Here is a 13315-nt window from a genome sequence, read left to right on the forward strand (position 1 = left end):
CATATGACCCTCCGCCTGTTCATGGGCCTGTTTTTGGCAACCGCCCTGTGCCTGCCACTGGCCGCCTGTGGCAAAAAGGGGCCTAATCAGGCTCCGGGTCCGCGCAACAAGATTACCTACCCCCTCGTCTATCCACCGGACTGAGCGCAGCCCATGCCGTAACAGGCCAGCGCCCGTGCGGCACCACACGGGCGCTGGCCTGCCGTGCAGTGCGCTCACCCATGCTTCCGCCCTTTTTTGTCCAAGGCCCAGTTCGTTTCATGGCTGATTCACCCGCCTATACCGATGCAGACCCCTCGCTGGCTGAACTGCTGGCAACCCACCCGCACCTGAGCACAGACCCCTTGTGTGGGCTGATGTTTGAGGGCGTCCCCCTGAATGCCATAGCCGATGCGGTTGGCACCCCATGCTGGGTGCTGGGTGCAAGCACGCTGCGCCAGCGCCTTGCCCGCATGCGTACGGCCATGGCGGATGCGGGGCTGGATGTCAGCATCCATTACGCGGTCAAGGCGAATGACCACCTCTCCGTCCTGTCCCTTATCGGGCAGGAAGGATATGGGGCGGATATTGTCAGCGGGGGCGAGCTTGCACGCACACAAAAAGCGGGCATTGCGGCGCAGCGGGTAGTTTTTTCCGGCGTAGGCAAGACCGATGCGGAGCTGGACTATGCCATTGGTCTGGGCATTGGCCAGATCAACGTGGAAAGTGCGGAAGAGCTGGCCATTATCTCGGCCATTGCAACGCGCCTTGGCAAACAGGCCACCATCACGTTGCGCATCAACCCCGATGTGGATGCCAAAACCCACGCCAAGATCACCACCGGGCTGGCCGCCAACAAGTTTGGCATTCCGTTTGATAACGCTGCGGCTTTGTATGCCCACGCCTTTACCCTGCCGGGCATCAAACCCGTTGGGTTTGCAACCCATATTGGCAGCCAGATCCTCTCCACCGCGCCATACCATGCAGCCTATGCCCGCGTGGCCGAACTGGTGCGCACCGTGCGTGCCAGTGGCCTGAGCGTAGAAGCCGTGGATTGCGGTGGTGGGCTTGGCATCAGCTATCGCAACGAGGTGGAAGGCCAGCCGGAAGCTCTGGCAGGCGCCATCCGGGCCGAACTGGGCGGGCTTGGCCTGCGGCTGAGCATAGAGCCGGGGCGCTGGCCCATTGGCCCCGCAGGTGTGCTGCTGAGCAGCGTTATCCTGCGCAAGGAGGAAGGGCTCCCCGGCCCGTTCCTTGTGCTTGACGCTGCCATGAACGACATGGTCCGCCCCAGCATGTATGATGCATGGCATGGCCTTGTACCCCTTGCGCCACAGGCCTTCAGCCAGCCTGTCGCACCCACGCATGTTGTTGGCCCGGTCTGCGAAAGTGGTGACACGTTTGCGCGCGACCGCCTGCTGCCCCCTCTTGGCCGTGCATCCCGTATAGCCATTCTGGACACGGGCGCTTATGGTGCGGTCATGAGTTCCACCTACAACAGCCGCCCTCTGGCCGCGCAGGTTCTGGTAGAAAACGGTCAATGGACAGTTATACGCCGCCGGCAGACACTGGAAGAACTGTGGCAGGATGAAGCCATGCCAGCTCCCCCGAACGGAAAAGCCTGACGCATGCGCGGTCTGAAGCAGGATCTGACCGCATCAACCGCGCATTACGGCACACTGGCGGCCCGTCTGGCCCATGTGCGCCGTAATGCGGCCCTTGTTTTGCACATTGAGCAGCTCTGGCCTGCCCTCCAGCCGACTGTAGCCATGCTGGGGGTTTACACCCTGGCGGGCCTGCTCCGCCTGCCCCAGCACCTGCCCGATGGGCTGCGCCTTGTTAGTGTGGCAGGCTGGTTGAGCCTGTGTGGCTGGCGGCTCCATACCGATCTGGGCCGCCTGCGCCCCACCACGCCGGAGGAAATTGACCGCCGGATCGAGCAGGCATCCGGCCTGCGCAACCGCCCCCTCGCCAGCCTGACAGATACCCCGGCACCACTCCCCCACGCCAGCAATACGCTCCTGTGGCAGGCCCACCGGCAGCGGCTTCTGGCCTCCCTTGGCCGGTTGCGGACTGGCTGGCCCGACCTTGCGCCCAAAGGCCGCGCGCACCAGCTTGCGGCTGCGGGGCTGGTGCTGGCTCTTGGCGTGGCCGGCGGAGTTGCCGGGTCCTCGGCTCCGGGGCGTATTCTGGCCGCTTTTATTCCCGGCCGGGATGACCCGGACGTGCCCCTCCCCCACATAGATGCGTGGATTACTCCCCCCACCTATGCCCCGGACGCTCCGGTTTTTTTAAGCCCGAACCGCCCTGCCCCCCAGATGCAGGAAGGTGCCCGGCTTACCGTTATTGTTAACGGCATGGCCTCGCACCCCGTGCTGCAAGGCACACACGGCATGGTGGTACAGGACGCAAAACGCCAGAAACTGGACCCCCATAGTTGGAAGCTGGAAGCCACGCTGACCCATAGTGGTCTGCTCAGGCTAACCGGCCGGGGGCGTACCCTTGCCAGCTGGTCCATGACCATTCTGCCCGACCTGGCCCCACAGGTTGCCTGGGGCCCATCCCCCGGAACCCCCGGCAAGGGGGACTGGCATACCCGCCTGCCCTACACGGCCAGCCACGCCTATGGCCTGTCAGACATGCAGGTAGTGCTACACGCTGCCCACCCTGCCAAAGGAGCCAACCCCAAGCGGGAACTGAGTATTCCCCTGCCTTTAACCGGCCACCCAAAATCGGTTAAAAATGTGCTTGTCCCTGACCTGTCGGAAGACCCATGGGCCGGGCAGGACGTGACCGGGCAGATTGTGGCAACTGCTACCAGCGGGCATCAGGGGCAGAGCGAACCTGCCACATTCAAACTCGGGAGCAGGGTTTTCCACTCCCCCATTGCCCGCGCCATTCTGGACGTGCGCAGGCGTTTTGCGCTGGAACAGGAAAAGCGTGAAGATACGGCGCAGGACCTGGAAGCATTGGGTGAGGCCCCCGGCCCTGTACGGGAGCATACGGGCATGTTCCTCAACCTGACCAGCATTGTAGCCCTGCTGGAAAATGCCGACATAGACACCCAGACCGCCCGCACCAGCGCCACCAACCTGCTATGGGATCTGGCGCTGGACATAGAAGACCGGCGCACGGGCGATAATGCCAGTGCTCAGGCCTCGATTGATGTGCGGGCCGCACAGGCCGATGTTGCCCAGAAGTTGGCGGACATGAAGCGCAATGGCACCCACAACCAGCAGGCACAGGAAGAGCTGGAACAGAGCTTAAAAGCGCTACAGGACGCCATTGCCCGCAAAATGCAGGCTCTGGCCGATAACGCCCTGCGCAACCATACGGCCATCCCTGACCTGCCCGGTTTTTCCGCAGCGGGAAATAAAGCGTTCGATCGGCTGATGAAGCAGTTGCGCGCCGATGCCGCCAATGGCCGCTCGGGCGATGCCATGCAACGCCTGCAGGAAATGGAAAACGCAACCGAGCGCATGCGCAATGCCACACCGCAGGACCTTGCCGCGCTGGCCCAGCAGCTCCAGGCCCAGCAGAAAGCGCGTGAACAGGCCGCCGCCCTGCATGACCTGACAACCAAGGAATCCAGCCTGTTGGACCATGCCCAGTCCCGGCTGGATGAACATGCCCGTGCTCTTTCCCAACAACAGAGCGATCTGGCGGATGATGGGGATGGAGAAGCCGCAGAATACGCCAACCTGCCGACATCGGAACTCCTGCGCAGGCTTGGGCTTTCCGCCCCACCCAATATGGGTGGAGGCAGCACAGGCCAGCAGCCTTCCTCCGGCAATACCCAGCCCCCGGCTGGCATGCCAGACCCGGCCAAGGCTGAAGCACAGGCCAGCGCACGCCGCACCGAACGTGCAACCCAGCATGCGCTTGAACAGGCATTGAGCGAGCTTAAAGATGAGTTCAAGGAACTCACCGGCAAAACCCCCGATGCATTTGAACAGGCCCGCAAGAGCATGGCTACGGCCCGCAAGGCGCTGGCTGATGGGGATGATGCCGCAGCCGCCAGTGCTGAGCAAAAAGCACTCGAAGCCCTGCGCCAGAGCCGCAAGCAGATGCAGGACAGCATGAAGGGCAATGGCCAGAACACAACGCCCAGCTTTTTGCCCTCCTTTGGGGGGAGTGGCGATGGGTCATCCGGCTCAGGCAATGCGGGAGAGAGCGGGAATGGCCAGCCCTCCGATACTGCGGGCGAAGGTGGGGACGACGAAAACACAACAGGCAAAGACCCTCTAGGCCGTAAGGAAGGCGAAGGGGCGGACCAGAATACGGACGACAGCACCCATATTCCCGACACGGTAGCCCGCCAGCGCGCGCGTGAGATTGAGCAGGAACTCCGCCGCCGCGATTCAGACCGAACCCGCCCGCAACAGGAACTTGAGTATCTGGACCGCTTGCTCAAACCGTTCTGAGCAGGCGGGGCGGAACCCTGCACCAATCTCTGCCGCCCGCGCTGGTGCCCAACAGCTGGTTATGCCCCTATAGGGACCCCGCAATGCGCAGGCCCCGCCTACCCGTGCCAAAAGCCGCGTTGCACATAATGGAAAAGAACCGCCACAATGCGGCATAACGGATGGGCACAGGGTGCCAGTTACAAGCCCGCTGCCCCCATAAGGGAGAGCCTTCATGTTCGCCATGCGTCTGCACAGCCCGCGCACCCCGCTGCAATGGGAGGAACTACCCGACCCAACCCCCGGCCCGGGCCAGATTCGGGTCAAGGTGCTGGCCTGCGGTGTGTGCCGGACCGACCTGCATGTGGTGGATGGAGACCTGACCCACCCCAAACTGCCCGTAACCCCGGGGCACGAAATTATTGGCCGGGTTGACCTGCTGGGCAGTGGCGTAACCTCCCTTACGGTTGGCCAGCGCGTAGGTATTCCCTGGCTGGGGCATACCTGCGGGCACTGCTCCTATTGCGCAACAGACCATGAAAACCTGTGTGACCACCCCATTTTTACCGGTTACACGCGCGATGGCGGCTACGCCACAATGGCCGTAGCCGATGCACATTTTGCATTCCCCATGGGGGAGGAAGGCTCGGACGTCTCCCTCGCCCCCCTGCTCTGCGCAGGGCTGATCGGGTGGCGCTCACTTGGCAAAACGGGCAATGCCCAGAAAGTTGGGCTGTATGGCTTTGGGGCAGCAGCCCATATTATTGCGCAGGTGCTGGTATGGCAAAAACGTGAGGTTTATGCCTTTACCCGCCCCAATGACACCAAAACCCAGGAGTTTGCCCGCTCGCTCGGCGTAAAATGGGCTGGGGGGTCGGACGCACTCCCCCCCGAGCAACTGGATGCAGCCATTATTTTTGCCCCTGATGGGGCTCTGGTCCCCGCAGCCCTTAAAACCCTGCGCAAAGGCGGGCGTGTAGTATGCGCCGGGATTCATATGAGTGAAATCCCCGCTTTTTCCTACGACACGTTATGGGAAGAGCGCGATATTGTCTCTGTTGCCAACCTGACGCGTGAGGACGGGCTGGAATTTCTTTCCCTCGCCCCCAAAATTGGCATCCACACCACCACCACGACTTACGCGCTCAAGGACGCCAACAAAGCGCTGGATGATTTGCGCCATGGCCGGTTTGATGGCGCTGCCGTGCTGGTGCCCTAGGCGGGCACGTCCTCCACGCTGGCAGCCGCCAGAATGGCCGCAAGCAGACCGGGAAAACGGCTTTCCAGCTCCTGCTCACGCAGGGAGTTCATGTGGGTAACCCCCACCACTTCAGTCCGGATAAGCCCGGCTTTGCGCAGGACCGCAAAGTGGTGGGAGACGGAGGATTTTGGCCGCCCATCCTGCAACGGGGCGCAGGGCTGGGGCTGACAGGCCGCAAGCTTGCGCACCACCGCCAGCCGGAACGGGTCGGACAGGGCGTAAAGCAGGCAGGACAACTGCATATCCTGCGCCAATGGATGGTCATACTGCTTCATGACAACTGTTTGACCTACCTCTTCCCTTGCTTTGCCCGTTAGTTCGATTATAGTCGAACTAACGGGGCTATGATGCCCCTTTGTAACAGGAGCACGGTTCATGCCAACGCTTTTCGACCCTTATACCCTCAAAGGCAGCACATTACGCAACCGCATTGCTGTTGGCCCCATGTGCCAGTATCAGGCGCAGGACGGCATGCCCAACGACTGGCACAGTGTGCATTATGCCTCGCTCGCCCGCGGTGGAGCCGGGCTTGTTACGCTTGAAGCCACCGCTGTTTCTCCCGAAGGGCGGATTACCCCCAACTGCCTTGGCCTGTGGAATGATGCGCAGGCACAGGCCTATGCCCCCATTGTTGCCAGTATCCGCAAAACCGGGGCTACGCCGGGTATCCAGATCGCCCACGCAGGGCGCAAGGCCAGCGCCAATGTGCCATGGGAAGGGGATGACCATATTGCCGCCACCGACCCGCGCGGCTGGCAGCCCATTGGCCCCTCCCCCGTTGCTTTTGGTGCCAACCTGCCCCGCGCACCGCATGAAATGACCCTTGAAGACATTGAGCGCGTTAAAAACGACTTTGTCGCAGCCGCAATACGTGCGCGTGACGTGGGTTTTGAATGGCTGATGCTGCATTTTGCCCATGGCTATCTGGCGCAGAGCTTCTGGTCCACGCATTCCAACAAGCGCACGGACCAGTATGGTGGCTCGGCAGAAAACCGGGGCCGCTTCCTGCTGGAAACACTGGCAGCCGTGCGTGCCGTCTGGCCCGAAGACCGCCCGCTGATTGCCCGTTTTGGCGTAATTGAATTTGATGGCAACGATGCGCAGACGCTGGAAGAATCCATTGCTCTCGTACGCAGGATGAAAGAGCACGGGCTGGACTTTATTGATGTCAGCATAGGCTTTTCCACCCCCGAAGCCACCATTCCGTGGGGAGCCGGGTTTATGACCCCCATAGCCCATAAAGTGCGGCAGGAGGCGGGTTTGCCTGTCACCACATCATGGTACATCAGCGAAGGCCGTCAGGCTGATGCCCTGATCCGTAACGAGATTGTGGATGTTGCCACAATCGGCCGCCCTTTGCTGGCCAACCCGCACTGGCCGCACGAGGCAGCGCGTATTCTGCACGCCAAGGACGCAAAAACCATTCTGCCGCCGTCCTATGCATGGTGGCTCTCACGCTACCAGTAACGCGGTTACTGGGCATACTACCCCGCACAGGTTACGCGCCTGTGCGGGCTACCGCGTGCGGGCATAACGCGTGCGGCCTGCACACCCCTTACCCAAAAACGAATCGTATAGGCTCTAGTCCGCCTTGGGCATGCCCACACATTCCGCCGGACCGGGGAATGTGCGCGTACGCACGGCATGGGCGTAATCAGCCACAGCGCGGTCCACTTCCTGCCCCAGATTGGCAAATTTACGCACAAAACGTGGGGTAAAGTCGGGGAACAGGCCCAGCATGTCCTCCGCAACCAGAATCTGCCCATCGCACTGGGGCGATGCGCCTATGCCTATGGTCAGAATCCCCAAAGCTTCGGTTATGGCGCGCGAGAGTGGCTCCATTGTGCTCTCGATCACCACGGCAAAGGCTCCGGCTTTTTCCACCGCCAGCGCATCGGCCATAACCTGTTCGGCCTCGCTCCCGCGCCCAACGGTACGAAACCCCCCATGTGCATGCACGGCCTGCGGTTTAAGCCCGATATGCCCGATAACCGGAATCCCCCGTTGGACCAGAAACTCTATGGTCGGGGCCATTTCCTGCCCCCCTTCAAGCTTGATGCAACCAGCCCCGGTTCTGGCCATAATATCCGCCGCAACGCGGAACGCCTGCTGTGGGCTTTCCTGATAACTGCCAAAAGGCATATCCACGGCTACGCAGGCCTTCTGGCTACCACGCACAACCGCCTGACCGTGGGCAATCATCATCTCCACGCTTACGGCCAGTGTGGAGTCCATGCCGTACACCACCATGCCCAGCGAATCCCCTACCAGAAGCAGGTCGCAATGCGGGTCCAGTAGCCGGGCCATGGGGGTTGTGTACGCAGTCAGGGCCACTACGGGCGTATCCAGCGCTGCCAGAGAACGGGGCGTGTACCGCCGCACTGTTTGGTGTTTGCTCAAGACCTTTACTCCCCGTCACACTTGGATACCCAGAACCGGATGCAGCTTTTCCCCGAACCCCTGCATATGTCCAGCCCAATGCTTATAAATCTTTTGCCAATTCCAACCGGCCATAAAGCCGCATAAAGCCCCCTAACCCACCACAGGCAAAGAATAGTTACCTAAAGCCATTGACAACCCCGGGAACAGGCTTTAGGTCAGTGCTCAACAAGTCGGAGGGGTGCCCGAGTGGCTAAAGGGGGCGGACTGTAAATCCGCTGGCGTACGCCTACGTTGGTTCGAATCCAACCCCCTCCACCATGTTTTCCATAAATTCAAAACCTCATATGCCTTGCAATGTTTTTACAACTGCATGCTCGGTCTTTATGCATGGTTTTTGCGGCTTGAAAACCTGACTGTATTCCAAACCGCACCCTCCTATGCCTTTGGACATCACGGTGATTGCCCTGCTTTTGAGGTAATCAGGCCATGCCTGGAACCGGCAGTTCTGCCGCGCACCAGCCAGTCTGACTGGCCCGCGCATTCTACTGATTCGGGCATACAAAAAAACATATCTGAAAATCACAAAATGCCCGATTAAACCGTAACTGGTCCTTTCAATATTTTGAAAATATTAAGACTTACTTTTGTAAAAACCGGCCTTGTATACAGTCCCATATGAGGAACCGGTCCTATTTTTACACAAATAAAAAAGCGTCAATTAACGCATGTACCAACCAGAACAATACAATGGGCTGTTTGGGCTACCCTGCTTGGCATTGCTGTTTACGCACTGGCTTTTGCATTACCTGTGCTTATTCGCCGTCTGGCATTTAATGGGATTCTGGAACACTCAGAAACAACAACTTTCTACTTCAGCGGTTTATTGCGTGAGAAATATCCTCTTTACCAATACACCCATTCCCCTGCCGCGTTTTATCAGACCAGCTCAATATATAACCCACTTTATCACCTGTATTTACGCGCCTTCCCCGAAGCCTGGATTGCCAATCTTTCCGCCTTACGCATTCTATCTTTTGTGCCGCCATTTTTACTATCGGCTGTGCTGGTTGAAGCTTCCATCCGCCGGATACTCGGCCTTAACTGGGTAGGTCTGCTCTGGTCTTTGCTCTTCCTCGCATTGTACCCAATGTATGCTTGGATCGACCTCTCCCGGCCTGATGCTATTTTCATGCTGAGCATCATTTTCGTACTCTTCACATGCAGCCTGAAAGATAGCGGATTTTTAAAGTTTATTCTCGTCGGGCTCTCAATCTGCGTGTGTTTTCTCGTCAAACAAACCGGATTACTTTTAATTGGCATTCCGCTGGTTATGGCGGTTTACGAACGTAAATATCTTATTTCATTCGCAGCAGCTCTTGGCTCCATTATCCTTTCCGTTGCCCTGTTACAGTGGACATACGGACCGGCATACTGGCACTGGGCTTTTACCATTCCCCGCACAGACCCCTATTCCCTGAACCAGAGCATTCTGCTTGTTGCACAATATACCGGCGATGTTGTTATTTCCCTTCTCGCTCCGTTCCTGCTGCTTTCTCAAAAACATTTGCCCAACAACAGAACACTGCGTGACATTGCGCCCCTCCTCCTGACATGTGGCGCAGTATTTGGCCTTGCTTTTGTTTCAGGCGGAAAATTTGGTGGCTGGATTGCGGATTTTGTTATCTACATGGAGATCTCGGCCATTGTTCTGGCGATACTCCTGCGAGAAGCTCTGCGCAGCTTACACATGAATATTTTACTATCCGGCCTTGCTGTAAGCCTTGGCGTTCTTTTTTCCATCTCAATTCTGGAAGCGCGCAACATGCGCCACAACCTGAAACCAGCACGGAATGAGACGGATCAGATCGAACTGGTACAAATGGTACATCACATCAAAGGGGATGTATGGACCACAACATGGCCAATTATTGATTACCTTGCAGGAAAAACAATTAAATCCCCTTTACAAAATATCTGTCAGGCATGGTTCGGCGTTTGCAACACTCCCTCAAATATAAGAGCAGATTATCTGGATCCAAAAATCTGGAATCCTATTACAGAAAAACATGTTGAGGCTGTTTTTATGCCAGATAATCTGGCCGTTCCTACTTTGGAAGCAATTCTAAAACAGAAATATATTTACTGCCTTTCTTTAAAAAACCATCTGAAAATCAAGTATTTTTATGGTGGGCAGATGTTCTGGCCATCAGAGGTCTGGGTCGCATCACAGACAACATGCGATGACCTGCGCGCAACCTTCGGGTATGCGGCGCAACCTGCACAAAACTGACAACACCCCAGCACCATCTGCCGCTGGTTTATTCCAACCAGCACACGGCACACCGTAGGTGCCCCGCAGCAATATACAGGCATTAACAGGCAACAAACAAAACAGGCAGGCCAACCGGCCTGCCTGTTTTTTACACCCTGCATCAACGCCGCAGGCTGTTACGTGCTTTGTATTTTAGATCACGCGGCCCGCAATGCTTTTGAGCTTGCCCATCAGTTCGGGGTCACGCGCATCGGGAGCTGTAATCAGCGCATATTCCAATGCACGGTCACAACCTGCACTGCACAGACCGCGCTTTTTACCACCCAGTGCGGGAATAACCGCCTTGACCAGCGCCTTGGCCTTGGCGGAATTGGCCTGCATGGTTTTAACAACACTTTCCACCGTCACGTTATCATGCTCGGTGTGCCAGCAGTCATAATCGGTCACCATGGCGACGGTGGCGTAGCAGATTTCCGCCTCACGGGCCAAGCTGGCTTCTGGCATGTTGGTCATGCCAATAACCGAGCAGCCCCATGTGCGATAAAGTTCGCTCTCCGCACGGGTGGAAAACTGCGGACCTTCCATAACCAGATACGTCCCCTTGCGCGTAGCCTCAATACCCAGCCTGTCGGCCTCGGCCTTGAGCACATCGCCCACGCGGTTGCACAGCGGATCCGCCATAGAAATATGGGCAACACACCCCGTATCAAAAAAGCTTTTGTCGCGCGCAATCGTGCGGTCAATAAACTGGTCGATAATCACAAACCGGCCCGGCGGCAGTTCTTCCTTGAGCGAGCCGACGGCGGAGAGAGAGACAATATCGGTCACGCCAGATATTTTAAGCGCTGCAATATTGGCCTTGTAGTTCAGGCGTGAGGGCGGAATAGGGTGGCCACGGCCATGGCGGGGCAGAAACACGCATTTTACGCCATCCAGCCGCCCGAATAAAAGCTGGTCGGAAGGCATGCCCCACGGGGTTTCCACCGTGCGCCATTCCTTGTCTTCCAGACCATCAATATCATACAGGCCAGACCCGCCAACCAGACCGATAACGGGTTCTACAACTTCATTTTCTGACATCAGACCAGATTCTCCGGTTTAAAATCGCAAACAGCACGGCAAGAAAGCACAGATACAGCCCCGCTCCCACACCCAACCTGCGCCGCTGGTCCAGATGGGGGGCAGAAACCCAGGCAAGGAAGGTTGTTACGTCCCGTGCTTCGGCCTGCACATCGGGCACTGTGCCATCTGCGTATTTGACCTCGTTGCCATGCAACGGAGGGGGCATGGCCGTAAAGTGGCCAATGGCATAGGGGTTGGAAAAACCACGCCCGATCTGGTGCACAGGCTGCGGACCGTACCCGACCAGCAGGCCATACAGCCTGTCCGGCCCGCCGGGATAAACCTGAAGAATACGGGAAAGATCAGGCGGCACCACACCCTGATTAGCCACCATAGCCGCCTCTGGCCCTGCGTAAGGGGATGGCAGGGCATCATCCGGACGGGCAGCGCGGTGCCTGAGCCGCCCTTCCGCATCCAGCCCGTCGGGCACCTGCCAGCTTGCAGCCAGTGCAACGACCTCCGCAGTTTGCAGGCCCATTCCTTCAAAATCGGAAAAATGAAGCTGCGACAGGCTATGGCAGGAGGCACAGGAGCCCGCAAAAACCGCGTAACCACGCTGGACCGCGGCCAGGTCAAAATGCCCCAGCGCACCTGTAAAAGACCAGTGCTGCCGCGCGGCTGGAGCAGGCCCGCGCGCAGGTTGCGCCAATGCACTACACGCCCAAAGCAGACCAGCCCCAATAGCCACACACCGCCGGACCATCATGCCCTGCCCCTCCGCCACACACGGCCGACAAAGGGCAGATAGAGCAGAAAATACGCGTAGTACCCCACCATACCCAGCCGGGCCACCAGCATCCACACTCCCTGCATGTGGTGCAGGCCTGCGCAGGCCACTGCCACGGCAGAGCAGACAAGCAGACCCATAGCCCCCATCCGCACGACCACGGGTGCGCTGTGGGCGGCATCTGTTGCACGGTCCAGCCAGGGGACGGCAAACAGAACAGCCACCGCTCCGCCAGAGAGCAGCAGCCCCCCCAGCTTGAACGGCACGGCCTGCATCATTCCGTAAAAGGGCAGAAAATACCATTCCGGCTCAATATCGGCCGGGGTGTGCAGCGGATTGGCCGGGCGGTAATTGGCGGGTTCGACTATAAGCTCCGGCCAGAAACACAGCACCCCGACAAAGGCAAGCGCAACCAGCACAATGGCCAGCATATCCCGCACCGTAAAATAGGGGTGAAAAGGCAAAACCCCCGTTGCCGCAGTTGGGCGGACAGATGGGCTGGAACTCCCTCGTGCATGCACATGGGCAATATGCCCCAACACCACACCCACAATAAGGAATGCCAGCCCAAAATGCAGGGCAAACATGCGGTGCAGCGTGGGTGTGCCGGGGGAATCCCCACCCAGAAAAACACCTTCCAGCCACCCACCGGCAAGGGGGAGTGCTCCCACCGCCTTACCCGCGACATCCGCCCCCCAGTAGGACATCTGCCCCCAGGGCAGCACGTACCCTGCAAAGGCCGTAACCATAACCATGACCAGCAGAGCGCACCCGCTCAGCCACACCGCACGGCGTGGCGGCAGGTAGGAGCGGTAGTACAGCCCCCGCAACAGGTGCACATACAGGGCCAGCATAAAAAAAGAAGCGCCGGTCATGTGCATGGCGCGTAGCAGCCAACCTGCTGGCATCCGGCGCTCAATGCTTTCAACCGAGCCAAAGGCCAGCCCCGCATCGGGCGTGTAAACCAGCGTAAGGGTAAGCCCGGTAAGCAGCATAAGGGCCAGTATGGCGCACAGGACTGCCCCTATGGTCCACAGCCAGTTCAGGTCCGCAGGGAGCGGCAGGCGGCCATACGCCTTGGCCCACGCGCTCAACTGCTCCTGCGTTGCAGGCTCCGCGCCCTGTCCGTTATGGCAGACTGGTTTGCCAGCCATTGCACTTCTCCCCCA

11 protein-coding genes and 1 tRNA gene are annotated in these 13315 nt (G+C 58.8%); 7 read left to right on the plus strand and 5 right to left on the minus strand.

Features of this window, described 5'->3' with window-relative positions:
- The first annotated feature begins 3 nt into the window (after positions 1–3).
- The 4 genes from ACSYTG_RS08765 to ACSYTG_RS08780 all read left to right on the plus strand — a co-directional run bounded on the left by ACSYTG_RS08765 (position 4) and on the right by ACSYTG_RS08780 (position 5601).
- Positions 4–144, plus strand: a complete 141-nt coding sequence (locus tag ACSYTG_RS08765) for a hypothetical protein (RefSeq protein WP_179290094.1) — start codon at positions 4–6, stop codon at positions 142–144.
- Between the two features lie 116 nt (positions 145–260).
- Entirely contained in the window at positions 261–1604 is a 1344-nt protein-coding gene (gene lysA / locus ACSYTG_RS08770; RefSeq protein WP_489782918.1) for a diaminopimelate decarboxylase, read from the plus strand.
- 3 nt (positions 1605–1607) lie between these two features.
- Positions 1608–4403, plus strand: coding sequence for a DUF4175 domain-containing protein (locus tag ACSYTG_RS08775; protein ID WP_489782919.1), 2796 nt, complete (start codon positions 1608–1610; stop codon positions 4401–4403).
- Positions 4404–4617: 214 nt separating this feature from the next.
- Entirely contained in the window at positions 4618–5601 is a 984-nt protein-coding gene (locus tag ACSYTG_RS08780) for a zinc-dependent alcohol dehydrogenase family protein (RefSeq protein ID WP_165925071.1), read from the plus strand.
- Here ACSYTG_RS08780 and ACSYTG_RS08785 read toward each other — a convergent pair.
- Complete coding sequence (locus ACSYTG_RS08785; RefSeq protein WP_095349010.1) at positions 5598–5918, minus strand: ArsR/SmtB family transcription factor; 321 nt, start codon at positions 5916–5918, stop codon at positions 5598–5600. The genes ACSYTG_RS08780 and ACSYTG_RS08785 overlap by 4 nt on opposite strands.
- Before the next feature lie 100 nt (positions 5919–6018).
- On the opposite strand from ACSYTG_RS08785, the gene ACSYTG_RS08790 reads away from it, so the two are divergent.
- Positions 6019–7110, plus strand: coding sequence for an NADH:flavin oxidoreductase/NADH oxidase (locus ACSYTG_RS08790; protein WP_086645323.1), 1092 nt, complete (start codon positions 6019–6021; stop codon positions 7108–7110).
- A gap of 114 nt (positions 7111–7224) precedes the next feature.
- On the opposite strand, the gene panB is transcribed toward ACSYTG_RS08790, so the two are convergent.
- Positions 7225–8043: a 3-methyl-2-oxobutanoate hydroxymethyltransferase gene (gene panB / locus ACSYTG_RS08795; RefSeq protein ID WP_179290095.1), complete on the minus strand. Its 819-nt coding sequence runs from the start codon at positions 8041–8043 to the stop codon at positions 7225–7227.
- 214 nt (positions 8044–8257) lie between these two features.
- Between panB and ACSYTG_RS08800 the strand changes: the two genes are divergently transcribed.
- Both ACSYTG_RS08800 and ACSYTG_RS08805 read left to right on the plus strand, forming a co-directional pair.
- Positions 8258–8343, plus strand: a tRNA-Tyr gene (locus tag ACSYTG_RS08800).
- Positions 8344–8833: 490 nt separating this feature from the next.
- Entirely contained in the window at positions 8834–10315 is a 1482-nt protein-coding gene (locus ACSYTG_RS08805) for a hypothetical protein (protein WP_489782920.1), read from the plus strand.
- A gap of 174 nt (positions 10316–10489) precedes the next feature.
- On the opposite strand, the gene ACSYTG_RS08810 is transcribed toward ACSYTG_RS08805, so the two are convergent.
- The 3 genes from ACSYTG_RS08810 to ACSYTG_RS08820 are packed head-to-tail and all read right to left on the minus strand — an operon-like array spanning position 10490 to position 13300.
- Positions 10490–11377, minus strand: a complete 888-nt coding sequence (locus tag ACSYTG_RS08810; RefSeq protein ID WP_165925075.1) for an S-methyl-5'-thioadenosine phosphorylase — start codon at positions 11375–11377, stop codon at positions 10490–10492.
- The gene (locus tag ACSYTG_RS08815; RefSeq protein WP_489782921.1) at positions 11364–12125 is read right to left on the minus strand and encodes a cytochrome c1; all 762 of its coding nucleotides are present in this window, start codon (positions 12123–12125) and stop codon (positions 11364–11366) included. The genes ACSYTG_RS08810 and ACSYTG_RS08815 overlap by 14 nt, the downstream gene beginning before the upstream one ends.
- The gene (locus ACSYTG_RS08820; protein WP_489782922.1) at positions 12122–13300 is read right to left on the minus strand and encodes a cytochrome b; all 1179 of its coding nucleotides are present in this window, start codon (positions 13298–13300) and stop codon (positions 12122–12124) included. The genes ACSYTG_RS08815 and ACSYTG_RS08820 overlap by 4 nt, the downstream gene beginning before the upstream one ends.
- Between the last annotated feature and the right edge of the window lie 15 nt (positions 13301–13315).

This window comes from Acetobacter sp. ESL1128, from assembly GCF_058505085.1.